Here is a 23,350-nt window from a genome sequence, read left to right as displayed (position 1 = left end):
GGACTTGAGCAACTCCAGAGCTTCGGCCCAGGATGGCGGGCATGACACAGGGACGACCGCTGCTCAACCGCCGCCTCGCCGAGTTCGGCACGACGATCTTCGCGGAGATGTCGGCGCTGGCTGTACGGACCGGCTCCATCAACCTCGGCCAGGGCTTCCCCGACACCGACGGCCCCGAAGAGATCCGGGAGGCCGCGGTCCGCGCGCTGCGCGCCGGGCACGGCAACCAGTACCCGCCGGGCCCTGGCGTCCCGGAACTGCGCACCGCGATCGCCGACCACCAGCAGCGCAGGTACGGACTCGCGTACGACCCCGACTCCGAGGTCCTCGTCACGGCGGGTGCCACCGAGGCCATCGCCGCCGCCCTGCTCGCCCTGGTGGAACCCGGCGACGAGGTCATCGCCCTGGAGCCGTACTACGACTCCTACGCCGCGTGCATCGCCATGGCGGGCGGCACCCGCGTCCCGGTCACCCTGCACCCGGACGCGGACAGCGGTACGTACCGGCTCGACCTCGACGAGCTGCGCGCCGCCGTCACCTCCCGCACCCGGCTGATCCTCCTCAACACCCCGCACAATCCGACCGGCACCGTCCTGACCCGCGAGGAGCTGGCGGCGATCGCCGCACTCGCCTGTGAGCGGGACCTCCTCGTCGTCACCGACGAGGTGTACGAGCATCTGGTCTTCGAGGGCACCCACCTGCCGATCGCGGGCTTCCCGGGCATGCGCGAGCGAACCGTGACCATCGGCTCCGCGGGCAAGACCTTCTCCTTCACCGGGTGGAAGGTCGGCTGGGTGACCGCGGCCCCGGAGCTGGTGGCGGCGGTCCGCTCGGCGAAGCAGTTCCTGACCTACGTCTCCGCGGGCCCGTTCCAGTACGCGGTCGCCGAGGCGCTGCGCCTGCCCGACAGCTACTTCGACGGGCTGCGCGCGGATCTGCGGGCCAAGCGGGATCTGCTGAGCGCCGGGCTGACCGAGGCCGGGTTCGAGGTCTACCGGCCCGCCGGGACGTACTTCGTCACCACCGACATCCGTCCGCTCGGCGGCGAGACCGACGGATTCGCGTTCTGCCGCGCGCTGCCCGAGCGGTGCGGAGTCGTCGCCATCCCCAACGCGGTGTTCTACGACCGTCAGGAGGCAGGCCGCAGCAAGGTCCGGTTCGCCTTTTGCAAGCGGGAGGACGTGCTGCGCGAGGCCGTCGCGCGACTCAAGGGGCTCTGAGCAACGGCCCGTCCGGCTCCGGCCTCTTCGGGTCCGAGCCGCGCTTCCCGCTGCCGCCGGCGCACGCCCTGGCAAAAAGCCCGGCCGAGGACGGCGGTCGTGGTGACCGCCGCCCCGGCCGGGCTCTCGTTCGCCGACGGGACGTATCTGCTGACGCCGTCCCGTCGGCGCTGTGAACGGCTGTGCGCTCAGGCGCTCGGCGCGTCCGAGCCGTCGCCCGACTCCTTGTCGGCCGGCTCCAGACCCAGACGCTCCCGCAGCCACTTGTCGAACTCGATCGAGGCCCGCACCCAGCTGACCGTCGACGAGACGAAGTGCTCCAGGCTGACGCCCGTACCGATGAGCATCTGCGCCTCACCGATCAGACGGACCGCGGCCTCGGTGTCCTCGGCGCCCTCCTCGGCCTCGTGGGTGTGGGTGTAGACCTTGGGCCACAGGGTGCGGCGGTTCCAGTCGTCGATCGCGTCGAGGAGGACCGGGCGCTGGTCGGCGGGGTGCGGGCGGTCGTAGAACGTACGCACCGAGAAGACCTGCTGCTCGGCCTCGCCACGGAACATGAAGTACGTGCGGAAGTCCTCCCACGGCGCCGCGAGGTCACCCTCGTCGTCGACGACGTACTTCAGCTCCATCTGGTCGAGAAGCTGCTTGACGAGGTCCTGGTCAGGGACGACGGGGCCCTCCGGTCCTGCCGCCTGCGGTTCGGGCTGGCCCCCGAAATTCGGAATCGAGGACGGGTCGATGCTCACCGTGAATTTCCCTTCGTACGGTTGGCGCCATCCTCTCCCATCGCAGCCGGGGAATGGCAACCCCCGACTGGTCCGATCAGCTGTCGGCTGACATGATCCCGCCTGCCGGGGAGGGGACCCGGGAGGCTCCGCGCGAGGGGATGTCATGGACGGAACACGCAACTGGGCCGCCCGTTTCCGCTCCCCCTGGGTGCTCCTGGCACTGCCCGCGCTCGTCGTCGCCTGGATCGGGTGGTCCGTCATCGGCTTCCTGACGAGCGACGATCCTCTCGGGACCGTTTCGAAGGTCCCCTGCGCCGAGGCGATGGAATTCACCGGGGTCCCGCTGCCGGCCGGGGCGCGCGACCGGCAGTGCAAGAGGCGCGCCTGGCTGGACACCGAGTACGACGTCCGCTTCCGGATCACCCGTAAGGAGCTGGACAACTGGCTGGAATCGGAGTTCCCCGGCACCGAGCTCGACCCGGAGTTCTGCGCCGACAAGGTCGACACCTGCGCGCACATCGAGTTCGGCGACCAGCGGCCGAGCCAGGCGGTCGCGGCCGAGGTGTCGGTCGTGTACGAGGGCGGCGGCACCGCCCTCGTACGCTTCGAGCCTTTCGACGTCTGAGAACCACCCGGTCCGTTACCGGGCGGCCCCCACGATCAGACCGCTCTCCTCGCCGTCCCCGAACGTGTCCACCCGCACGGTGTCCCCGTCCGTGACCTCGCCCGCGAGGATCTCCTTCGCGAGCCGGTCGCCGATCGCCGTCTGGATCAGGCGGCGCAGCGGCCGTGCCCCGTACGCCGGGTCGTTGCCCTCCTTCGCCAGCCAGGCCAGGGCGGCCGGGGTGACGTCGAGGGTGAGACGCCGGTCGGCCAGCCGCTTCGCGAGCCGGTCGATCTGGAGCCCGGCGATGTGCGCGAGCTCGTCGCCGGAGAGGGCGGAGAAGACCACCAGGTCGTCGAGCCGGTTGAGGAACTCCGGCTTGAAGGACGCGCGCACGACCTCCAGGACCCGCTCCTTCTTCGCCTCCGGCTTGGTCAGCGGGTCGACCAGGAACTGGCTGCCCAGGTTCGACGTCAGGATCAGGATGGTGTTGCGGAAGTCCACCGTCCGCCCCTGGCCGTCGGTGAGCCGGCCGTCGTCGAGGACCTGCAGCAGGATGTCGAAGACCTCGGGGTGGGCCTTCTCCACCTCGTCCAGCAGGACAACGCTGTACGGGCGGCGGCGGACCGCCTCCGTGAGCTGGCCGCCCTCCTCGTAACCGACATAGCCGGGCGGCGCGCCGACGAGCCGGGCGACGCTGTGCTTCTCGCTGTACTCGCTCATGTCGATGCGGACCATGGCCCGCTCGTCGTCGAAGAGGAAGTCCGCGAGGGCCTTCGCCAGTTCGGTCTTGCCGACACCCGTCGGGCCGAGGAAGAGGAACGATCCGGTGGGCCGGTCCGGGTCGGCGATACCGGCCCTGGTGCGGCGTACCGCGTCCGACACCGCCTGCACGGCCTCGGTCTGGCCGATCAGCCGCCGGCCCAGCTCCTCCTCCATGCGCAGGAGCTTCTGGGTCTCGCCCTCCAGCAGGCGTCCGGCCGGGATGCCGGTCCAGGCGCCGACCACATCGGCGATGTCGTCCGGGCCGACCTCGTCCTTGACCATCGTGTCCTTGGCGGCCTCCTGCTCGGCCTCGTCGGCCTCGGCGAGCTCCCGTTCAAGGCCCGGGATCTCCCCGTACAGCAGCTTGGAGGCGGTGTCGAAGTCGCCGTCGCGCTGGGCACGCTCGGCCTGTCCGCGCAGATCGTCGAGGCGCTCCTTCAGCTCACCGACGCGGTTGAGGCCCTGCTTCTCCTTCTCCCAGCGGGCGGTGAGACCACGCAGCTCCTCCTCCTTGTCGGCGAGGTCGCGACGGAGCTTCTCCAGGCGCTGGACGGAACCGGCGTCGGTCTCGTTCTTCAGCGCCAGCTCCTCCATCCGGAGGCGGTCGACGGCGCGCTGCAGTTCGTCGATCTCGACGGGCGAGGAGTCGATCTCCATGCGCAGCCGGGACGCCGCCTCGTCGACCAGGTCGATCGCCTTGTCGGGGAGGAAGCGGGAGGTGATGTAGCGGTCGGACAGGGTCGCGGCGGCGACCAGCGCGGAGTCCGCGATCTGCACCTTGTGGTGCGCCTCGTAACGGCCCTTGAGGCCGCGGAGGATCGCGATGGTGTCCTCCACGGTCGGCTCGGCGACCAGGACCTGCTGGAAGCGGCGCTCCAGGGCGGGGTCCTTCTCGATCCGCTCGCGGTACTCGTCGAGCGTCGTCGCACCCACCATCCGCAGCTCGCCGCGGGCCAGCATCGGCTTGAGCATGTTGCCCGCGTCCATGGCGGAGTCCCCGCCGGCGCCCGCGCCCACGACGGTGTGGAGCTCGTCGATGAACGTGATGATCTGCCCGTCGCTCTCCTTGATCTCGGAGAGGACGGTCTTCAGACGCTCCTCGAACTCCCCGCGGTACTTGGCGCCCGCGACCATGGCTCCCAGGTCCAGCGAGACGAGCCGCTTGTTCCGCAGGCTCTCCGGCACATCGCCCTTGACGATGCGCTGGGCGAGCCCCTCGACGACGGCGGTCTTGCCGACGCCGGGCTCGCCGATGAGCACGGGGTTGTTCTTCGTACGCCGCGACAGGACCTGCACGACGCGCCGGATCTCCTGGTCACGCCCGATGACGGGGTCGAGCTTGCCCTCGCGCGCGGCGGCCGTGAAGTCGGTGCCGAACTTCTCCAGGGCCTTGTACTGGCCCTCCGGGTCGGGGGTGGTCACCCGGCGCCCTCCCCTGCTCTTCTCGAATGCGTCCAGCAGCTTCTTCGCGCCGGCGCCCTGCCTGGTGAGGATCTCACCGGCACGGCCGCCCTCGGCCGCGATGCCGATCATCAGATGCTCGGTGGAGAGGTAGTCGTCGCCCAGCTCCTTGGCGCGCTGCGCGGCGTCGGAGATGACGGCGAGCAGCTCACGGTTGGGCTGCGGCGGGGCGACGGTCGACCCGGTGACGCTGGGCAGCGACGCGAGCAGCCGCTCGGTCTCGCTGCGCACGGCGGCCTGGTCGGCCTCGACGGCGGCCAGCAGGTCGATGATGTTCTCGTTGTCCTCGCCCTGGAGCAGGGCGAGCAGCAGATGCCCAGGGGTCAGATCGGGGTGTCCGTCCTTCACGGCCCTGCTGGTGGCCGCGTTGATGGCGTCCCGGCTCCTGTTGGTCAGCTCGGCGTCCACGTGCGCTCTCTCCTCCTTGCGGTGACTGGCCTGTCACAACTATGACCAGATCAACGTCCACAAAGTTGAGTCTATTCCACTCAAGGTGCGATCGCTCCCACGCCACACGGCCCACGCCCGGAAACCGGAGCGGAACGGGGCTCCCGACCGAGTGAACCGGCCGGACCGCTGCTCCGCCACCGCACCGCATCGGGGCACGGGACCGCGGATGCCTACCCTTTGCCCATGGCCGTAGACGTACGCAACCCCAGCCCCGAGTACCTCGCCTTCTGGCGCGAGCACCACGTGTGCACGCTGACCACCCAGCGCCCTGACGGCAGCCCGCACGTGGTGCCGGTCGGCGTGACGTACGACCCCGAGGCCGGACTCGCCCGCATCATCACCAACAAGAGCAGCAGAAAGGTCGCCAACGTCCTGGCCGCCGGCCCGGACGGGGCACGGGTGGCGGTCTGCCAGGTGGACCGGGGGCGCTGGGCGACGCTGGAAGGCCGCGCGACGGTCCGTACGGAGCAGGATGTGGTCGACGACGCGGTGCTCCGCTACGCGGAGCGCTACGGGCGCACGCCGGCACCCAACCCGAACCGGGTGGTCATCGAGATCGCCCTCGAACGGGCGCTGGGCCGGGGCGCACCGGTCCGCACGGCTTGACGGCCTCCCCCACGACAGGAAGTGGATCGGCGAGCGGCGTCATCCGGCTTCGACGGCAGGGCGGAGGAGGGAGTCGGTGACCGACGACAACACCGCAAGCGCAGTCGCGGGGCGTCGCGAGCCCACTCCCTGTCGCGGGGGAGACCGTGAGCCCCGGCAGCACCCCGCCATCCGCCCCCGGGCAGCACAGCGGCGCCACCGTATTCAGGTCACGATGGCGCCGCTGTGTGGGGGAGTGTCCGAGCGACATGGAACGACGGGGGATCGCTCAGGCACTTCGGGGGGTGGCGGAAATGGTTTGTGGTTCGATCAGCTGGTGGTCACGCTGATCAAGATTGACGAAGATCATTCCGTACCGGATCGCACACCGGACGGGCTGCGGTGCCCCGCGGGGACGCCGCAGGCACCGGTAGGCACGGACCTCGTCGTCGTCCTCGAGGACGACGACGACAGGCTCTCCGAGCAGGGTGACCATCAACGAATCGCCATGGCGGGGGAGTGCCGTGAGCAGATCGATGAAGTGCCACCCTGAGCGATAGGCCGAGGCCATCTCCCGCCGGAAGACCCGGTCGTCCGGCGGGATGGTCACGCCTCCGCCACATTCAGCGGAGAGCTGCCCCAGCCGACATCGCCCGGCTGGAGGTCGGCGACGGCGCCCGTCTGCGCGAAGCCCCAACCGACATCGGCTCGGCGGAGGTCGGTGACAGCGCCTGCCTGCACACTGCCCCAACCGACATCGGCTTGGCGGAGGTCGGTGACAGCGCCTGCCTGCACACTGCCCCAACCGACATCGGCTTGGCGGAGGTCGGTGACAGCGCCTGCCTGCACGCTGCCCCAACCGACGTCCGGGGGAGAGACATTCGCCACGAGCAGCAGCGCAGCAGCGCCAAACACAGTGACAAGCACTGAGCGAAGCATTCGCTTGTACATAGTCGGCTTCGTCCTCACTTGATGGGTTCCTCTCCCCCGCCCAACAAGACGATGGCTCATTCAGGCACGTCAATGCCACAGGAGCGATGCATCATGTTCCTGCATGTTCAGGACCCTGGGGGGTGGAGATTTGCCTACAAACAGCACTAAACCGACACATACTCACGCGGTCACGGACCTGTGCACGGAGGGGGCACGGCTGTACGCCAGCGCACTGAGCGTCGGACGCATCGCTCGCGCCGAGATGGGACCCGCACCCTGCCTCATCGAGTTCGGGCTCTTGCTTCCCGACCCGGACGACGCCTCGTGGCTCCGCCCGGTTCCGCCCTCCGCTGCCCTGGCGCAGCGGCTCCACCCGCTGGAACGTGAGATCCAGGACCGCAGACGGACGTCCGTGGAACTGACTGAGGCCTTTGAACCATTCATGGCCATCAGTGCCCAGAGTCCGGCGCCCACGCATGCGATCACGGTGCTGGAAGGCATCGACCGGATCAACGCTGCGCTCGACCTGGCCATCGCCGAGAGCCGGACCGAGGTACTGACCATCCAGCCCGGAGGCGGACGCAGCGAGGAAGTCCTCAGCGAAGCCCTGACCCGCAGCAAGCCGCTCATAGATTCCGGTATCAGCGTCCGCACCCTCTACCAGCACACAGTCAGGCACAGCCAAAGCACTTTCGCGTACGTGGAACTGATGGCCGGCGCCAGAATGGAGATCCGTACGCTCGAAGAGCTCATCGAGCGTCTCATCATCTGCGACGACACCGTCGCCTTCATCCCGGTCCGGGACACTCCCCCTATCGCCCTCGAACTGAGGCACCCCGGGCTGGTCGCGTACCTGACGAAGGTGTTCGAGCAATTCTGGCACCGGGCGGTTCCGTTGAACGAAGCGGCCCCGTACAACCCGGCACGCGACGGCATCACCGGCGTCCAGCGCGCCATAGCCACGCTGTTGGTCGAGGGGTACGTCGACGAGGCAATAGCCCGCCGTCTCGGCATGAATGTCCGTACCTGCCGTGCGCATGTCGCCAAGCTCTCCTCCACCCTCGGCAGCAACAGCCGCGCCCAACTCGGCTACCTGATAGCCCAGTCCGGAATACTGGACGCCCCGGACGACGGAACCCGGGATCTCGACATGACGTCTTCCGGGACGCCCCACCAGGACGCCTGAACGACACGCCGGCATCCCGGGCCCTCGAACGCACCCGCTCGCCGCCGCCCCCACCGGCGGCCCCACCTCCTGCGCCGCACGGGCCCTCGCCCGGTGGCAGCCGACCGGCCGGTGAGCTGTGGTGTCCCGCCGGTGACCTGGGGCAGGTCACCGGTGAAACCGGGCTGACAGCAAACGCTCAAGCGTGCGATCATCACGCCCGGCGCTCCCCCCACATCCCTGGTGCTCCCCCACGCCCCACCGGACCGAGAGCAATCCCGAATACACATGCCTCAGCGTTTCCGTGCTGCCTGCGCGACGGCCGCCGCCGTGGGCGCGGCCGTCGCCGGACTTGCCCTGCCCTCCACCGTGCATGCCGCCACCACCTGCGCGGACGGCGTGTGGAAGGCCACTTACTACCCCAACACCAGGTTCTACGGCACGCCCAAACTGACGACGTGCGACACCTCGATCAACGAGAACTACGGCACGGGTGACCCAGCGGGCGTCACCCTGCCCAAGGACAACTTCACCGTCCGCTGGCAGACCACCCGCGACTTCGGCTCCGGCGGCCCCTTCACCTTCACCGCCGCCGTCCGTGACGGCATCCGGGTGTACCTGGACGGCGTCCGCAAGATCGACGTGTGGAAGAACGTCTCCACCACCCAGAACAAGACGCTCAACCTCACCGTCCCCAAGGGCCGCCACACCATCCGCGTCGACTTCGTCGCCTTCACCGGCTACGCCAACGTCAAGTTCGCGTACGCCCCCCGCACCACCGCCGGCGTCGACAAGGTCAAGCCCCTCGCCCCCACCGGGGGGAAGACGGCGTACTCGACCACGACCTACCGGCCCACCGTCACCTGGTCCCGCAACAAGGAAATGGACATCGCCGGGTACCGGGTCAAGCGCTGTTCGACGCAGTGCACCTGGCGGACCGTCAGCGGAAGCGCCCTGGTGACCGGCACCTCCTTCACGGACGTCCCGCTGGCGGACGGACAGGCCTACTCCTACGCCGTGGCGGCCGTCGACAAGGCGGGCAACGAGTCGGCCCTGGGCGGTGCCAAGTACGTCGTCACCACCGATCTGCCCGATCCCGCCGCGCCGGCCGGCCTGAAGGCGGCCGACACCGCCAAGGGCGTCGCGCTCACCTGGACGCCGTCCGCCGGGGCCACCCGGTACGCCGTCACGCGGCAGGAGGGGGACATCCTCAGCTGGGACACCCTCGGCACCCCCACCACCGCATCGTTCACCGACACCACGGCGAAGGACAAAACCCGTTACACCTACTTCGTGAGGGCGCTCGACGGGTACGGCAACGTGTCCACCGCCTCGTCCGTCGGGATCACGCGCGGCGACCACCGGTTGCCGGGCGCGCCCACCGGGCTCACGGCCACGCCCGTCGGCGACTACGGCGTGAAGCTGGCGTGGACCCGGCCGAGCGGCAGCGGCACGGGCGTCCGGGTGTACCGCTCCACCACCTCGCCGGTGTCCACGTCCGGCACGCCCATCAGCTCGTGCAGCACGAACTATTCGGCGACCGCCTGCACGGACAGCAGCGGCCTCCAGCGCGGCGTCACCTACCACTACGTCGTCACGCAGGTGAACATGGACGGCGTGCAGTCGGCGCCCTCCAACGAGGTCGCCTTCACCGTCCCCGGCGACTCGACCCCGCCCGCCGCCGTCACCGGCCTCACCGCGACCGCCACCGAGTACGGCATCAAGGTGGACTGGAACGACAGCCCCGAGCCCGACCTCAAGCGCTACGAGCTCTACCGCGGTGAGCTGATCCAGGACGGCGAAGACACCGTGATCATGGTCAGCACCATCGAGTACCTGGGCCCGGACACCTCGCAGTTCCTGTACCAGGGCCTGCCGGACGGCGACACCTGGGCGTTCTTCGTCGTGGCGGTCGATGAGTGGGGCAACAAACTCCCCTACCAGACCGTCCCGGGCGGCTATGTGACGGCGACCGAGCCCGACCTGGCTCCCACCGTCGAGACCCCGGACGGCTCACCGCTCGAGCTGACCGCCGCGGCGGCGGCTCCGGGCCCCGGCGTGGCACTGTCCTGGACGTGCGCCACCGGGTGCGATGACATCACCGGCTTCCGGGTCCACCGCTGGGACCGGGCATCCGATACGTACGTCGAGCTCACCGACGCGCCGCTGCCGGCCGGCACCACGGCCTTCACGGACGCGGCCGTTCCTGCGGGCAGCACGTACTTCTATCGCGTGACGGCCGTCCACGCCGACGGCACGGAGTCCGTCCCTGCCACGGACTGGGCCGCACTGGCGCCCACGGCGTAACGGCACGGCATGCGCGAAGGGGCCGGGAGGTACACACCTCCCGGCCCCTTCGTACGTGCTACGGCGTCAGCCGTCGCGCTTCGGCCGCCACACCACCGGCGCCCTCGCCTGCTGCACATCCGTGTACGGCACCAGATCGCGCCGGTACGACGCACGCACCTGCGCCTCGCGCTGCTGCATCGCCGCCGCGGCACCGTCCACCACCGTGAACTGGCCGACCGAGTGCGGGCCCGGACAACCCGAGTCCCGCGGACATCGCCGCCTTCTTCTCCTGAAAGCGGCAGGCTCATCCGGTTCAGCCCGCCTCGCCACCGATTCCCTCGCACAGCGAAAAGTCGCACGGCACCACTCCGGTATAGAGCAGATAGGCCAGGAGGACGGCCAGGCTGAAGGAAATAGGAGAGCAGCGAGAGGCTGCCACAAAGTCGCTGAAGCGCATCAAGTCGGGAATTCAGGATCTTCGGGCAGGCTGAATTCTCTGGCCACGACGGTGGCCAGATCCTGAAAAATTCTCCGAGAACCTGCACCGGGTCTCCCCGGCGCCCCCGCCACCGCCGTACAGCGCAGCATCGCCCGCCTCCTCCTCATCGAGGGACACGTGACCGGATCAGCTTCCCTCAGCCGTCGTCGCCCCGCTCCCTCACCGACCGCGATCGGGGGCGATGCGGCATCAGTTCGCGTACGTTCGCATCGCCGGCACTCACGATCGGCAGCGGTTGCGGGCCCTGGCCCGCCGGAGGGCCCTCGCTCACCTGATCCGGAAAGGGGATCAGGCGGCCCTGAGCCGCAGGGAAGTCCTCCGAGTCGGGGTGCCCTGTCGCCTCCGGACGCTGTGGATCGGTCGCGCGGGCGTGTTCGGCCCACCCTGTGCGATACCAACGCACCTGGTCACGCTCGACCTCCTCGTCGGTAAGGATGTGAACGCCCTCGACACCCGCCTGCCGGACCTTGCGACCGAGTTCGATCAATAAGGCGCCCAACATGTCGGCCACACTGCCCTGTTCGGACGAATCAGTCGCACCGTCCCCCTCGTTCTCCATTCACGCCCTCCCTCACGCCCCAACCACGGGCCACTGGTCCCCTAATGGCCTCCCGGAAGGAACTGCGTCGCGACCTTCACAAACGTCTCCCGGAGCTCAGGGGGCACCCCCATTCTCCGTGCCGCCTCCTCCGGACTCAGCCGTGGGGAGTCCCCCGCCGGATCCGTCTGTTGCTTCGCAGCAAGCGGCAGGTCGTCCTCCGACAGTCGGCCGGACCTGATCAACATGTCCCGCAGCGGCACGTCAAGTACCCCTGCCAGGCGTCGCATTGTCTCCAGATCGGGCATGCTCTGCCGCTGCAGCAACCGGCTGACGGCGGCCCGATGCACCCCCGCATCGTCGGCGAGCTTCGACTTGCCGCCACCACGCGGGCTGTCGATGTCGTATCCCTGGCGGCGCATCAGTCCTTCCACCCAGCCTGCGAACTCCTCAAGTCCGCCCGTGCGGTTCCTGCTCCCCTCGGCGCGAAATTCCTGATCGTTGCGGGCACTTGCACCTATCCGTGAGCTTGATCCCATGGTTCCGCTCTCCCCTCGTCGCGAAGAGAGCGTACCGATCGCGCACGCATCAACAGGTGTGCGTACTCGCGCGTAGTTGTAAAAATGATGTCAATGGGCCTCTTCCGGAAGGGAGTTGCGCCGTAGCACGGCCGCCCCCGACAGACCGTAGTCGCTTGCGCACGCGCACGCACCATGCAACCCTGATCACGCGTTCGCAATTTTCGAACACATGTTCCCATATGCGGGAGGGGTTGCACGTGCCTGCACCAATGACAGTGTTCTCAACCACCTTGACCTTGGGTTACTCGCGTACGAACAATTCGGGCGATGAGCTCGACTGGCGCAGAGCGGCTGCCTGCGCACATCTCCCACGGCACTCCGTGTTCACCAAGAACCTCTCCGAAGCCGAACCGGTATTGCGCGCCTGCAATCACTGCGGGATACGGAAGGAGTGCGAGGCCGTCGTCGACCCCACGCACACCTGGTTCGACGGCGTCTGCGGCGGGCGCCTCTGGCGCAACGGCCGCGAAGTGGGGCGGGGTGCTTGATGAGCAGCGGCGGCGCAACGTGGATCGCCTCGCTGGTGCGACGCTTTCCCGAACTTCTTGAGGAGCTCACTCCCGGCACCGGACACGCTCTGCGCGAACGACGAGGCAGCGCGCCCACCGGCGGCACGGTCGCGCCAGTGCGGATCTACGTGTCCGACGCCATCCGCGACATCACCGACGGGGTCGTGGAGTTGGAGGAGGCCGTACGGGAACGGCTCGGCCTGCGCCCCGTCGTCGCCGCGCCCGTACCCGTACGGCTCCGGCGTCTCGCCGGCCTTCTGGAGCACATCGGACACGATGCGGACCTGGCCGCACATGTGGAGGCCGAGACCCGGAGAATGGCCCGGCGCTGCGCACGGGTGCTCGGCGACCCCGAGCAGCTGGTCCGAGTCGCCGGCCGGTGTCCCGCCTGCGACTCCGTATCGCTGCGGGCGTTCCCGGAACGGGCGACCGTGATGTGCGTGAACCCGGCCTGCCGCCACACGCTGGAGGACGGGGAGACCGCCTCATGAGCGCGACCCTCATATCGGGAGACCTCGCCGCGGCCGAGGTGGACGTGTCGCCCGCAACGATCCGCAAATGGGTCCAGCTCGGGCACCTCGCAGCGGCGGGGCGGCAGGGAGGACGTCTGCTGTACCGGCTGGAGGACGTGTTCGCGGCGGAACGGGCTGTGCACCGCAGGAGTACGAGCAGCTGAGACGGGCAAGGAGAGGGTCCCACCGGATGCCGGTGGGACCCTCTCGCGTTGCGTCCGAACGTGAACTCCCCTCTAGATGAGGCGAGTTGCAGATACCGGCATCCTCGATCACACTTGAAGCAGCGGCAGAGCTGCGCCCCCTCCCAGGGGCTGCGGACCTGCCGCTTTGTGTTGCCCGGAATCCACTCCCCTGGGTCGCAACCGGGTCCGCACATCCCATCCGCCCCTCCGAAGGGAGCGTCCATGTGAGCGTCCTTAGCTTTCCCGACGCGGAACGGCTCGTCGTCGACTTCCTCAAGGACCGGACCGAACTGGCCGGCACCGTCGTCGACAACCGTCCGCCCACCGGGTTCGACGGCACCCAAAAGGCCGTCCTTGTCTCCCGCGTCGGCGGCGCGTGGGTCGACGACCTGCATCTGGACCAGCCGCTGCTCGACCTTGAGGTGTACGGGCCCGACAAGACCACCACACACACGGTGGCGCTCGCCGCTCGCGCCTGTGTCCTGGAGCTGATCGGTACGACCTACGGCACGGCCGTCGTCACCGATGTGCGCGAGACCGACGGTCCACGCTGGCTGCCCGACTACAACCGCCCGGCCGGCAACCGCTATCTCGCCACGGTCCGGCTGTCGATCCGCCCCGCTTGAGCGGCGATCACTCGACCTACCGAAAGGGCTACGGCCGCCCGGCCGGGCCCCTCTCTCCCTCGCAACAAGGAGCACACATGGCTGGTTTCAAGAACAGTGAAGTCCGCATCGCCGGCACTGGCAACGTCTGGGTGGCCCCGGCAGGCACCACCGTGACCGACACCCTGGCGGCTTCGATGACGACCCCCTGGGTGAACCTCGGCTTCACTTCCGCCGACGGGGTCAAGTTCAACAAGAAGGACAAGAACGACCCGATCGATACCTGGCAGTCGATGGCACCGGCGCGCTTCATCCTCACGGACCGCGATGTCACCCTGAAGTTCCAGCTGCTGCAGATGAACAAGGACACGTTCCAGTTCTACATGGGTGCGGGCACCACGTCGCTGGTGTCCGCGGGCAGCACGGCCGAGACGACCGCGAAGAAGCTCGACCTGAGCGGGGCTCCCGGAGGCCAGGACCAGCGTGCCCTCGCCATCGACTTCAAGGACAACAACGGCACCACGGACCTCCGGTACCGCCTCGTCGTCCCGTATGCCGCGGTGTCGGACGTGGAGGAGCTGTCCCTCGCACGCACCGGCGCCATCAAGCTCGGCGTCACCGTCACGGCGCTGTCGGGCGACAAGCCGACCGACCCGATCGCCACGTGGCTGGTGAGCGACACGGCGCTCGCCTAGTCCCTCTCGGTGTCCGGTGCGCCCTCATCCGGCGCACCGGGCACCGCCCTTCTCTCCTACTACGAACTGGAGCCCCACATGGCTGGATTCAACGTCAACGCGGCCCGCGCCCAGCGCCTCGAAGCGCTCGGCCGGTCCTGGACCTTCAATCTGGACTCGGACTCGTTCGAGCTGCCAACAGAGCTGTCCCGCACCACCGCCCGCAAGCTCCGCGACCTCGACGACAATGACGTCGACGGGCTGCTCCGGCTCCTCCTCGGGGAGCAGCAGTTCTCGCGCTTCGACCAGCACGACATCACCATGCAGGACATCGCCGCGATCCTGGAGGCGTACGGCAAGGAGACCGGGCTTGGCCTGGGGGAAGACTGAGCCTCGGCGAGCTCGTCGAAGAGCACGCCGAGGCGCTTGAGGCAGACCTTCTCCGCCACTACGGCCTCGACCTGCTGGACTGGCATCGCGGCCAGCTCTCCTCTCGCCGACTGTCGGTGCTCGTCCAGCACCTGCCACGCGACAGCGCCCTCGCCCGGGACCTGCACGGCGAGGCCGCCGAATGGTCGGTGACCGACCACCTCCTGGCGAACGCCGTCGACCAACTCACGGTGGCGAACTGGATGTTCGCCACCGTTAATCGCGACATGGACTCCGAACCCCTCGACTGTCCGGAACCGACCCCCCGGCCCGGCACCACCCCGGACGCCGATTCCACCGCTCCGGAAGACACCGCCACCACGGAGAATGCCTTGCCCACACCGGCAGAACTCAGCGCCTTCTTCTCCTGACCGCCCGGCGGCCCCACCTCCGTTGCGGGCGGCACCCCGTCCGGCTCCGCCCGCGCTCAGCCCGTGGGCGTCCGCCTCTGCCAACGTGTCACCGCACGACGAATGCGGCGGCCGGTGCGCCACTTGGTGAATGCGGACCAGCCTCTTGTCTTCACGATGACGAAATTGTCCGGGTCTCCGGGCTCCGATCCAATCGTCTCCACCGCACCGAGGCGGACCACGGGTTCGATGGACGGCCCGGTTCCGATGAAGACCCAGAAGACCGGATACCTGGCGGCCCTCCGTACCGTTCGTATGAAGTCAGCGCCGTCGTGCGGCGGGCCGGTCAGGACCACCATGGCCAGTGTGTGGCCGCTGAGCCCGCTGGAGGAACTGATGATCCTCTTCAACACGGGCGCCAGATCATGCGTGCCGGAGAAGAGCCGACCGTCTTCCCTCAATCGCGCAAGACCATTGTTCTTCTCTTCCCCTCTCGACCACTCCTCTGGCGTTTCGAGGGTGAGCCATTGATTCGCCCAATTTTCTATCTCCCCGGCACCGGGGGCGGGTATGGCCACCGGCCTGTTGGTGAACATCCATACGCCCGCCCCAGGCCCACCGAAATGCCGCTCGGATAATTCAACGGCGAAACATGCCGCCCCCTTCTCCGTAGCAGGAATCCCCGCCGTCGCACCGAAGGCCGATATTCCGATCGCAACGTTCACCGCGCACCCCGCCCCTGATTGCCTGATCGAAATCCGCTCCGAGTCTTCCATCTGACGCCGTCGTACGCAATAGGCCACGACGAGGTTCCCTATCCGAAAGCGAGTACGCCATGGCCGGTACCGGAAAACCGGGACCCGATTCACCGCACACCTGGGACTGGAACACACCCGATTTCGCTCGCCTGTACTTCACGAAGGAGGAAGCGAACACTCTGGTGATGAAGGTCGCCGCCCTGAACCATACGGCGGACCTCATGAAGGTCGCCCTGGCCGGCCTGGCCACGGGACTGACCGTCGTCAAGGCGGACTTCTCTCTCTTCAAGGTCGACGAGAAAGGGGTTTCCATCCTGGGAAATGCCCGCTACACCTTCCCCTGGGCAGAAGAGGGGGACAACTGGTTCTGGAAGAAAGCCGTAGGGAAGGCGAAGGTCGAAGAACTCGAAAGACTAACGGTAGAAAAAGAGAAAGAGAAAAAGGAGCACGAGGAACTGAAGAAGCAGCCGGAGAAACTCCGGACGTACATGGACAAGACTTTCTACAGGAAGTCTCGTGCCGGTGAACTGAACAAGCGCATCAATCACGCGCAGAACTCCGCGGACCGCGTCGGCCGGGACATCACGGCATTGCGAAGCCAACTACGCAACGCGGGCGGAGCTTCCGGAGGCCTTCCAGCCAATAAGAGCAACCAGGCGATTAATGCCACCCAGAGGGCGGTTAACAAGCTGAGCCAAGCACTGGCCGGAATCTGATCGGTCACCCGTCGCAGGAGGAGGACGCAGATGAATCTCAAGCAAGCTGTATCATCGGTAAATTCCGCGATCGGCAGCCTGAAGGGATCGCTCACCCAGACGAGCAACGGCCTTGACAAATTCCGGAGGAGCGCGGGGAGCAGCACAGACACCCTCACACGGGTCAAGGGGCAGTCGGACAAGGTCTCCTCCGCGCTGACCAAGGTGAGGAAATCCGCCGATCAAGGCGGAAAGGGCCTCGACGCCGTCAGGAACGCGGCCCGTGGCGCTGACAGTGGCCTCGGCAAGGCGAGGACCGGCACCGACAAGTTCAAGTCATCCCTCGACAAGCTCAAGGGCTCCGCCGACAAGGCCAAGAACGCCCTCCAGGACGTCAAGCGGCAGGCCGACGCGGTCGAGAAGTCCGTCGGCAAGGCCGGCAAGAACGCCGACAAGGGCGGCACGTCGATGGGCAAGCTGGGCAAGGGTCTCAAGGGCGCGTCGCTCGCGCAGAAGGGGCTCAACCTCGCCATGGCGGCAAGCCCGTTCGGGCTGATCATGACGCTGCTCGGGCCGCTCATCGCGCAGTTCATCAACATGGACAAGGTCGCCGCGCTGGTGAGGAAGGGGCTCGTCGCAGCCTGGAGCGGCATCCGCAGCGCTTCGTCCTCCGCCGCCAAGTTCCTCGGGCCGATCTTCAAGGGCGTGGTCAACGCCTTCCTGCTGCCCACCCGGATGCTCGTCCGAGGCCTGAACGCGCTCATCAGCGGACTGAACCACGTCAAGTTCAAGGTGCCGGACTGGGTGCCTGTCATCGGCGGCAAGGGATTCGCGTTCAACCTTCCCAGCATCCCGGTCCCCGCCCTTGCCCAGGGCGGCATCGTCCAGGCCCGCCGCGGCGGCACGCTCGCACTGATCGGTGAGGCGGGCGAGCACGAAGCCGTCATCCCGCTGCCCAAGCTGGAGCGGATGCTCGGCCGCCACAACGGCGGAGGCGCCGCGCTGCACCGGCTCGCGCAGGCCATGGAGCGGCTCGCCGACCGTCCCGTACACGTCGAGGTCGACTCCCAGACCATCGCCCGCGCCGTCTTCGCCGGACAGCGCCAACTCGCCCGGAGGTGAGGAACCCATGGCAGGAAATCTGTGGATCGGCAAGCCGGGTCTCATGCGTGAGATCAGCCAGTCCGCCAGGAGCTGGGACCGCAGCGCCGAGCTGAACGTCAGCGAGTTCCGGTCGCTGGAAGGGCAGATCACCACCGTCGCGCCCGCGCGTACGACCCGTCGTCTGAAGTTCTCCTGGGAGTGGCTGGAGCCGGGCGACGCCGACCATCTCGTACGGCTCGCCCGGCGGATCAACGGCCCCGGAATGCTGGGCAGTGCGGTGAACGCCGGCGCCGGACCGGTCGCCCTGCTGGACCCGGTGTCCAGCAATCTGCTCGACCCGCTGCAGGCAGCCGGGCAGAGTGAGCAGGCCGGCGGCGCGGACCACTGGTTCACCGTCAACGGGTCGTTCACCATCGCCCCGTTCATCGGGGACACCGTCCTCGGTGACTGCCAGGACCCCGCCACCAAGATCGGCTGGCGGCACGGCGTCTGGTCCGGCTGGCCGGTGATGCCGGGCATGCAGGTGTCCTGGATGGTGCCGCCGGACTGGAGTGCGGGCCTGTGCACGGCCCAGCTGGACTGGAAGGACCGGGACGGCGCCTATATGAGCACGACCAGCGCCGCCGCCTCGGTGGTCACCGGCACCGCCCCCGCAGGCGCCGCGTTCGTCACACCCGTGGGCAGCCCCGGCGCGACCGGTATGACCGGTCTGGCCGGTGCCTGTCTGACCATCGGCGAGGCGCCGACGGCCTTCGCCCTGGGCGACGGCTGCCCCGCCATGTCGGTCACCGGTTACACCGATACGCCGGCCAGCCGCCTGCCGTACCGGAACGTCAGCATCGACCTGGTGGAGGTGCGTAGTGCAGCCGTCTGACCAGAAGCTCGACGCCGCCCTCGCGGCCCCCGAGCGCGCCCCCGTCCACTCCACCCGTCTCGGCGGCAAGGACCTCGGTGCCCAGTTGCAGTCCTGGAAGGTCGAGCGCGCCTACAGCACCGACCTCCCGGAAGCCATGCGGGCGTTCAGCGGCAGCGCGGCAGCGCAGTTCGAGGCGCAGCTCACGGGCGCGGACGGGGTCCCCGCTCCGCACCTGTACTCCGCCTGGGCCAGGCGTACCACCGGCGATGTCGTACGCCCCAGTCAGTCCGTCGTCCATGAGACGGGCGTGGCCGGTCACACCCTGCCGGCCTTCCGTGGCACCGTGCGCTCCCGTAGCGCCGCCTCCGGCAGTGACACGGTCACCATCCAGGCCCTGGACGGCGCCGAGCGGCTGCGGGGCCCCGCCTCGCTTCCCCGGCCGTACCACGGCGTCTCCACCGGCCGGCGGATCGCGTCCACCGCCTGGTGCGTGGACGAGCTGCTGCGCCAGGGCGGGATCGACAGCTGCCCGCCGCCCCGGGCGCCGCTCGCCGACACCGATGACACCTCTCCGTTCACCGTCCTCTATGCCTCCCTGCACGGCGGCGTCAACGCCAGCTATGGGCAGCCCGAGTCGGTGCCGTGGATCGGCGACTACGACTGGATCCGTGACGGCGCGCCCTTCGAGATGGCGCTGATGCCGAAGGCAGCCGCGCTGACCGCCTCCTGGATGCCGCGCTCGCGGTTCGTGGTGCCGGGCAAGGTCTACCTGGTCGAAGCCTGGGTCAGCACCGCCAAGACCAGGGGCAACAAGATCGAGCTCAAGACCCTGTTCGACCGCAGCGGAGGGGCGTACGGCTATGTGAGCGGCGTCTTCGACATCTCCAACGGGGCGATCAGGATCTATTCCGGTACCCAGGGCGGCCCGGCCTGGTACTTCGAGTGGACCTCCAGCAAGCTGGCGGCCCTCAGGGGCAACTGGCACATCGGTTTCCTGGTCAACACCAAGTCGTCCGGGACCAGTGTGCTGCCGACCGTGCAGCCGCTGCTGACCGGGCCCGACGGCTCGCACTTCGTCGGCGGTATGGGCACCTACACGGATCCCGCGGCGAGCCAGCCTCGCGCCGAGCTCTACCGCATCGAGATGGTCACCGACATGGCGGTCGAGTGCCTCCAGGTGACCGACCGGATCTGGACCGACACCGCCACGTACCCCCGCGACGAGTGGGAGCAGAAGGGGAAGTGGGTCAAGGGCGCGGTCCTCGACGAGGCCGATATGCCGCTCTTCAACGTCCCCAAGGTATCGGGGTCGCAGTGGGACGCGATCACCGAGATCGCCCGCGCGACGCTGTCCACCGCCGAATTCGACGAGCAGGGCGTCTTCCACTGGAGGGGGCCCGCCCGGTTCGGCAAGGTGCCCACCGGAGCGGATCTCACCGTCACCACGCGGCGGGACATCGCCACGCTCACCATCAGCGAGGAGATCGACGCCTGTCGCAACCACTGCGTCCAGCCGTACCAGGACTGGTCCGCTGCCGGCAGGGCCGACGGAGCCTTCATCGACGACACAGTGGTACGGGAGATCAAACCGGGTGAATCGGTGGAGGTTCCGTATGCCATCGCCGAGGACGAGTTCGACATCGGACCGCTCGTCGTCACCGACGACTCCGTGGTGAACGACGGGCACCGGGTGAGGTTCGGCACCGCGGTCACCGGTGGCACGGCGGTGAAGGGGGTGGTCACGGTCAGCTGCCGCCGCGAGGGCCCTTCCTACATCGCGCGCTTCACCAACACCGGTACGACAAGCGTGTGGACGGTCACCAAGGACGGCAAGCCGTCGGTGCGGATCGTCCCCCAGAAGGCCACCGGCGACCCCAAGCAGCGCAACTGGGCCTGGTGGAACACGATCAGCCAGAGGCACTACGGGCGGCAGCAGTACACGGCCCCTGCCTCCGACTGGGTACAGAACAGCACCGCCGCAAGCCTGCTGTCGAAGAACATGCTCATCGCCGGCCAGTACCCGGTGCCGGTGCTGGGCGAGATCGAGGTGCTGCACGATCCCCGTCTCCAGCTCGGTGACGTGGTCCGCGTGGTGGACACGGCGGGAGCCCAGCTCGACACGTTCGCCTGGGTCGTCGGCATGCGCACCAGTTTCACCGCGGGCGGCGCCCCTCAGCAGACGCTCACCCTGCGCGGCACCTCGTACAACGGCGTTCCGGTCGACGAGGGTCTCACCCCGGACGGTCCGCTCGATCCCTCCTACGGCGCGCAGCGCAAGTACGCCCAGGTCACGGCCCAGTACGCCACGCTGGCCGACCTGATGGCGGGCGAGCCCACCTATCGGGCCCTGCTGACGGCGACGGGAGGTGCGTGATGAGCGAACCGCCCGTGGAGCCACCTGTCGACGGCTCCGTACCCGACACCGGCGCGGCGCTTCCTGTGCCCATCGACAGTCCGGCCGCAAGTACGGGCGTCGTGGGCACGGACCCCCAGATCCTGCCGCCGTCCGCCGAGGGCTGAGCCCGTCGCGGGCGCCCTCTCCTTCTCCTCACCACCGACCGGAGGTCTTGCCATGTCCCTGCTGACCCCGCTGGGCAGTCTGCCCTACCCGCAGTCCACCGACGCCGCCAATGTCCCGCTCCACATCCAGTCGCTCGCCGAGGCCGTCGATGGCCGCACGGTGCTGCGCTTCGCCGATGCCGCGACCCGTGATGCCAAGGTCACCGCCCCCGTCGCCGGCATGCTCGTCTGGCTGACCACTCCAGGCCGGCTCCACTACTACACGGGAAGCTACTGGGCCCTGGTCGCGCCCGGCCCCGCGCACAAGGCCAACGCCGCCACCGGAACCACCCTGTCCACCGCCTATGTGGAGACCCTCACCGGATCCACCGGCGACCCGACGGCCGTCACCTTCACCGCACCGCCCGGCGGTTCGGTGCTGGTCACCGTCGGCGCACGGATCAGCGGCAACACGACCTCGGCGTCGCTCATGTCGGCGAACATCCGGCAGGGCACGACGGTCACGCTGGCCGCGGCGGACACGCGCGCGGCGATCGTCACCGGCACCAACCAGGCCTCCGTCTCTTCGCAGTTCCAGGTCACCGGGCTCACCGCGAACGGCATCTACACGGCCACCGCCGCGTACAAGTCGGCGGCCGCCACCAACACGGCCACCTTCATCTACCGCTTCGTGACCGTCACACCCATGATGTAAAGGACCCCGCGCATGGCGACGCCTCTGTCCGCCGACGCCCTCGTCCGCGCCCTGCGCGACGAGGGCGTCCGCGTCCTTGAACACGGCAACTGGAAGACCCACAACCGCAATCACAAGGGCCCCTGGGGCCCGGTGCACGGTGTGATGCTGCATCACACCGCGGGCACCGACAGCCTGACCCTGTGCCGCACCGGCACACCGGACCTGCCCGGCCCGCTCTGCATCGGCCTGGTGGCCAAGGACGGCACGGTCCATCTCGTCGGGTACGGGCGGACCAACCACGCGGGCAACGGCTCGGCCGCCGTCCTCGATGCCGTACGCGCCGAGGCATCCGTGCCCGCCCCCGGCCCGGACACCGTGGACGGCAACGCCCGCTTCTACGGCTTGGAGATCGAGAACCTCGGCAACGGGCGCGACCCCTACCCCGCCGCCCAGCTCATCGCCGTGGAACGGCTGTCGGCCGCGATCTGCCGGGCGCACGGCTGGTCCGCGCAGCGTGCGATCGCGCACAAGGAGTGGACCCGGCGCAAGATCGACCCGTCGTTCTCGATGGCCTCCCTGCGCAGTCGTATCGCTGCCCGCCTCGGCACATCGTCCACCGGACCCGCCGATCGTGCGTACGAGACGTTTCCCGGCGCCGCGTTCTTCGTGGCCGGCCGGCGGAGCCCGCTCGTCACAGCCGTCGGCCGGCGCCTGGTCAGCGAGGGCTGCGGCCGGTACGAGGTCGGTCCCGGGCCCGTGTGGGGTGAGGCCGACCGCCGTTCCTACGCGGCCTGGCAGCGCAGGCTCGGCTACAGCGGCGCCGCAGCCGACGGCATCCCGGGACGTACGAGCTGGGACCGATTGCGCGTTCCCCGCATCTGAGGAGGCCCCGCGATGACACAGTCCGAGGCCGAGCACATCGCCCGGGAACTGCAGCGGCTGCACCGTTCCGTCGACGTCGGGTTCGCCACTACCCGGGGAGACCTGGCGCTGCTGCTGCAACGCGCCGACCAGACCGACAAGGCCCTCGGCGAGCACGAGGAGCGGCTCGACGCCCTGGAGCGCACCCGCTGGCCGTTGCCGTCGCTCGCCGCAGTGACGTCGTGCACTGCGCTGGCTCTCTCGCTCTGGCAATCCGCGGGGAAATGACCCGTGCACACCGCGAAGGGGCCGGGAGGTTCACACCTCCCGGCCCCTTCGTACGTGCTACGGCGTCAGCCGTCGCGCTTCGGCCGCCACACCACCAGCGCGCTCGCCTGCTGCACATCCGTGTACGGCACCAGATCGCGCCGGTACGACGCGCGCACCTGCGCCTCGCGCTGCTGCATCGCCGCCGCGGCACCGTCCACCACCGCGGAGAGTTCGGCCACGCGCTGCTGGAGCGCGGCCACCTGGTTCTCCAGTTCGATGATGCGCTTGATCCCCGCCAAATTGATGCCCTCGTCCTGCGACAGCTGCTGCACCGTGCGCAGCAGCTCGATGTCGCGGGCCGAGTAGCGCCGGCCACGGCCGGCCGTGCGGTCCGGGGAGACCAGGCCGAGGCGGTCGTACTGGCGCAGTGTCTGCGGATGCAGGCCCGAGAGCTGGGCCGCGATCGAGATCACGTACACCGGTGAGTCATCGGTCAGTTCGTACGGATTACGTCGTCGGCCGTCCACC

Annotated in this window: 28 protein-coding genes and 1 pseudogene; 20 read left to right on the top strand and 9 right to left on the bottom strand. The window is 68.7% G+C overall.

The features are described 5' to 3' along the window. Positions 1–41: 41 nt before the first annotated feature. On the top strand, positions 42–1,220 hold the full coding sequence (locus ACNPQM_RS08255) for a pyridoxal phosphate-dependent aminotransferase (protein WP_358857030.1): 1,179 nt from the start codon (positions 42–44) through the stop codon (positions 1,218–1,220). A gap of 188 nt (positions 1,221–1,408) precedes the next feature. Here ACNPQM_RS08255 and ACNPQM_RS08250 read toward each other — a convergent pair whose 3' ends face one another. Continuing rightward, a complete protein-coding gene (locus tag ACNPQM_RS08250; RefSeq protein WP_358857029.1) occupies positions 1,409–1,966 on the bottom strand; it encodes a YbjN domain-containing protein in 558 nt (185 codons plus the stop codon). Between the two features lie 145 nt (positions 1,967–2,111). Between ACNPQM_RS08250 and ACNPQM_RS08245 the strand changes: the two genes are divergently transcribed. Next, the gene (locus ACNPQM_RS08245) at positions 2,112–2,573 is read left to right on the top strand and encodes a hypothetical protein (protein ID WP_418083472.1); all 462 of its coding nucleotides are present in this window, start codon (positions 2,112–2,114) and stop codon (positions 2,571–2,573) included. Between the two features lie 15 nt (positions 2,574–2,588). Here the strand turns inward: ACNPQM_RS08245 and clpB are convergent, their stop codons facing one another. After that, entirely contained in the window at positions 2,589–5,186 is a 2,598-nt protein-coding gene (gene clpB, locus ACNPQM_RS08240) for an ATP-dependent chaperone ClpB (RefSeq protein WP_418083471.1), read from the bottom strand. 225 nt (positions 5,187–5,411) lie between these two features. Here clpB and ACNPQM_RS08235 point away from each other — a divergent pair, with 225 nt between their 5' ends. Continuing rightward, positions 5,412–5,834 (top strand): pyridoxamine 5'-phosphate oxidase family protein, encoded by a 423-nt coding sequence (locus ACNPQM_RS08235; protein WP_418083470.1) that lies wholly within the window; start codon positions 5,412–5,414, stop codon positions 5,832–5,834. 268 nt (positions 5,835–6,102) lie between these two features. On the opposite strand, the gene ACNPQM_RS08230 is transcribed toward ACNPQM_RS08235, so the two are convergent. Together ACNPQM_RS08230 and ACNPQM_RS08225 are read right to left on the bottom strand one after the other, a co-directional pair. Then, positions 6,103–6,423, bottom strand: coding sequence for a (2Fe-2S)-binding protein (locus ACNPQM_RS08230; protein WP_358857025.1), 321 nt, complete (start codon positions 6,421–6,423; stop codon positions 6,103–6,105). Then, on the bottom strand, positions 6,420–6,740 hold the full coding sequence (locus ACNPQM_RS08225) for a hypothetical protein (RefSeq protein ID WP_418083469.1): 321 nt from the start codon (positions 6,738–6,740) through the stop codon (positions 6,420–6,422). The genes ACNPQM_RS08230 and ACNPQM_RS08225 overlap by 4 nt, the downstream gene beginning before the upstream one ends. A gap of 127 nt (positions 6,741–6,867) precedes the next feature. Between ACNPQM_RS08225 and ACNPQM_RS08220 the strand changes: the two genes are divergently transcribed. Next, complete coding sequence (locus tag ACNPQM_RS08220) at positions 6,868–7,932, top strand: helix-turn-helix transcriptional regulator (protein WP_418083468.1); 1,065 nt, start codon at positions 6,868–6,870, stop codon at positions 7,930–7,932. A 267-nt stretch (positions 7,933–8,199) separates the two neighbouring features. After that, positions 8,200–10,218, top strand: coding sequence for a fibronectin type III domain-containing protein (locus ACNPQM_RS08215; protein WP_418083467.1), 2,019 nt, complete (start codon positions 8,200–8,202; stop codon positions 10,216–10,218). 66 nt (positions 10,219–10,284) lie between these two features. Here ACNPQM_RS08215 and ACNPQM_RS08210 read toward each other — a convergent pair. The 3 genes and pseudogenes from ACNPQM_RS08210 to ACNPQM_RS08200 form a co-directional block, all read right to left on the bottom strand. Next, a pseudogene (locus ACNPQM_RS08210) lies at positions 10,285–10,419 on the bottom strand (heat-shock protein HspR); the annotation flags it as partial. 416 nt (positions 10,420–10,835) lie between these two features. Then, positions 10,836–11,258 (bottom strand): hypothetical protein, encoded by a 423-nt coding sequence (locus ACNPQM_RS08205; protein WP_418083466.1) that lies wholly within the window; start codon positions 11,256–11,258, stop codon positions 10,836–10,838. Between the two features lie 41 nt (positions 11,259–11,299). Continuing rightward, positions 11,300–11,659, bottom strand: a complete 360-nt coding sequence (locus ACNPQM_RS08200) for a helix-turn-helix domain-containing protein (protein ID WP_418083494.1) — start codon at positions 11,657–11,659, stop codon at positions 11,300–11,302. A gap of 479 nt (positions 11,660–12,138) precedes the next feature. Between ACNPQM_RS08200 and ACNPQM_RS08195 the strand changes: the two genes are divergently transcribed. From ACNPQM_RS08195 to ACNPQM_RS08165, 7 genes are all read left to right on the top strand, one after another. Next, the gene (locus ACNPQM_RS08195; protein ID WP_358857019.1) at positions 12,139–12,306 is read left to right on the top strand and encodes a hypothetical protein; all 168 of its coding nucleotides are present in this window, start codon (positions 12,139–12,141) and stop codon (positions 12,304–12,306) included. Further along, on the top strand, positions 12,306–12,818 hold the full coding sequence (locus tag ACNPQM_RS08190; RefSeq protein ID WP_418083465.1) for a hypothetical protein: 513 nt from the start codon (positions 12,306–12,308) through the stop codon (positions 12,816–12,818). Before ACNPQM_RS08195 ends, ACNPQM_RS08190 begins: the two co-directional genes overlap by 1 nt. Further along, the gene (locus tag ACNPQM_RS08185) at positions 12,815–13,003 is read left to right on the top strand and encodes a helix-turn-helix domain-containing protein (RefSeq protein WP_418083464.1); all 189 of its coding nucleotides are present in this window, start codon (positions 12,815–12,817) and stop codon (positions 13,001–13,003) included. Before ACNPQM_RS08190 ends, ACNPQM_RS08185 begins: the two co-directional genes overlap by 4 nt. Before the next feature lie 245 nt (positions 13,004–13,248). Continuing rightward, the gene (locus ACNPQM_RS08180; protein WP_358857016.1) at positions 13,249–13,650 is read left to right on the top strand and encodes a hypothetical protein; all 402 of its coding nucleotides are present in this window, start codon (positions 13,249–13,251) and stop codon (positions 13,648–13,650) included. A 77-nt stretch (positions 13,651–13,727) separates the two neighbouring features. Beyond that, positions 13,728–14,324, top strand: a complete 597-nt coding sequence (locus ACNPQM_RS08175; protein WP_358857015.1) for a phage tail protein — start codon at positions 13,728–13,730, stop codon at positions 14,322–14,324. 78 nt (positions 14,325–14,402) lie between these two features. Beyond that, a complete protein-coding gene (locus ACNPQM_RS08170) occupies positions 14,403–14,693 on the top strand; it encodes a hypothetical protein (protein WP_358857014.1) in 291 nt (96 codons plus the stop codon). Positions 14,694–14,809: 116 nt separating this feature from the next. Further along, positions 14,810–15,103, top strand: coding sequence for a hypothetical protein (locus tag ACNPQM_RS08165; protein ID WP_358857013.1), 294 nt, complete (start codon positions 14,810–14,812; stop codon positions 15,101–15,103). Between the two features lie 56 nt (positions 15,104–15,159). On the opposite strand, the gene ACNPQM_RS08160 is transcribed toward ACNPQM_RS08165, so the two are convergent. Next, positions 15,160–15,807, bottom strand: coding sequence for a hypothetical protein (locus ACNPQM_RS08160; protein WP_418083463.1), 648 nt, complete (start codon positions 15,805–15,807; stop codon positions 15,160–15,162). A gap of 110 nt (positions 15,808–15,917) precedes the next feature. Between ACNPQM_RS08160 and ACNPQM_RS08155 the strand changes: the two genes are divergently transcribed. Genes ACNPQM_RS08155 through ACNPQM_RS08120 form a run of 8 tightly spaced genes read left to right on the top strand, consistent with a single transcriptional unit; the run spans position 15,918 to position 22,840 of the window. After that, positions 15,918–16,556 (top strand): hypothetical protein, encoded by a 639-nt coding sequence (locus tag ACNPQM_RS08155; RefSeq protein WP_418083462.1) that lies wholly within the window; start codon positions 15,918–15,920, stop codon positions 16,554–16,556. Positions 16,557–16,586: 30 nt separating this feature from the next. Continuing rightward, positions 16,587–17,657, top strand: coding sequence for a hypothetical protein (locus ACNPQM_RS08150; RefSeq protein ID WP_358857010.1), 1,071 nt, complete (start codon positions 16,587–16,589; stop codon positions 17,655–17,657). Positions 17,658–17,664: 7 nt separating this feature from the next. Then, the gene (locus tag ACNPQM_RS08145) at positions 17,665–18,513 is read left to right on the top strand and encodes a hypothetical protein (RefSeq protein ID WP_358857009.1); all 849 of its coding nucleotides are present in this window, start codon (positions 17,665–17,667) and stop codon (positions 18,511–18,513) included. Continuing rightward, on the top strand, positions 18,500–20,869 hold the full coding sequence (locus tag ACNPQM_RS08140) for a hypothetical protein (protein WP_418083461.1): 2,370 nt from the start codon (positions 18,500–18,502) through the stop codon (positions 20,867–20,869). The genes ACNPQM_RS08145 and ACNPQM_RS08140 overlap by 14 nt, the downstream gene beginning before the upstream one ends. Beyond that, on the top strand, positions 20,869–21,015 hold the full coding sequence (locus ACNPQM_RS08135; protein WP_358857007.1) for a hypothetical protein: 147 nt from the start codon (positions 20,869–20,871) through the stop codon (positions 21,013–21,015). Before ACNPQM_RS08140 ends, ACNPQM_RS08135 begins: the two co-directional genes overlap by 1 nt. 52 nt (positions 21,016–21,067) lie before the next feature. Further along, complete coding sequence (locus ACNPQM_RS08130; protein WP_358857006.1) at positions 21,068–21,709, top strand: hypothetical protein; 642 nt, start codon at positions 21,068–21,070, stop codon at positions 21,707–21,709. A gap of 12 nt (positions 21,710–21,721) precedes the next feature. Further along, positions 21,722–22,573 (top strand): peptidoglycan-binding protein, encoded by an 852-nt coding sequence (locus tag ACNPQM_RS08125; protein WP_418083460.1) that lies wholly within the window; start codon positions 21,722–21,724, stop codon positions 22,571–22,573. Positions 22,574–22,585: 12 nt separating this feature from the next. After that, positions 22,586–22,840 carry a hypothetical protein gene (locus ACNPQM_RS08120; protein ID WP_358857004.1) on the top strand — a complete coding sequence of 85 codons (255 nt, stop codon included), beginning with the start codon at positions 22,586–22,588 and terminating at the stop codon, positions 22,838–22,840. Between the two features lie 65 nt (positions 22,841–22,905). Here the strand turns inward: ACNPQM_RS08120 and ACNPQM_RS08115 are convergent, their stop codons facing one another. Next, positions 22,906–23,349 carry a heat shock protein transcriptional repressor HspR gene (locus tag ACNPQM_RS08115; RefSeq protein WP_358857003.1) on the bottom strand — a complete coding sequence of 148 codons (444 nt, stop codon included), beginning with the start codon at positions 23,347–23,349 and terminating at the stop codon, positions 22,906–22,908. Between the last annotated feature and the right edge of the window lies 1 nt (position 23,350).

Source organism: Streptomyces sp. NPDC056231 (assembly GCF_048270745.1).
Lineage (GTDB): Bacteria > Actinomycetota > Actinomycetes > Streptomycetales > Streptomycetaceae > Streptomyces.
The sequence above is the reverse complement of the archived record's forward strand: the minus strand, read 5'-3'. Positions and strand labels throughout refer to the sequence as shown.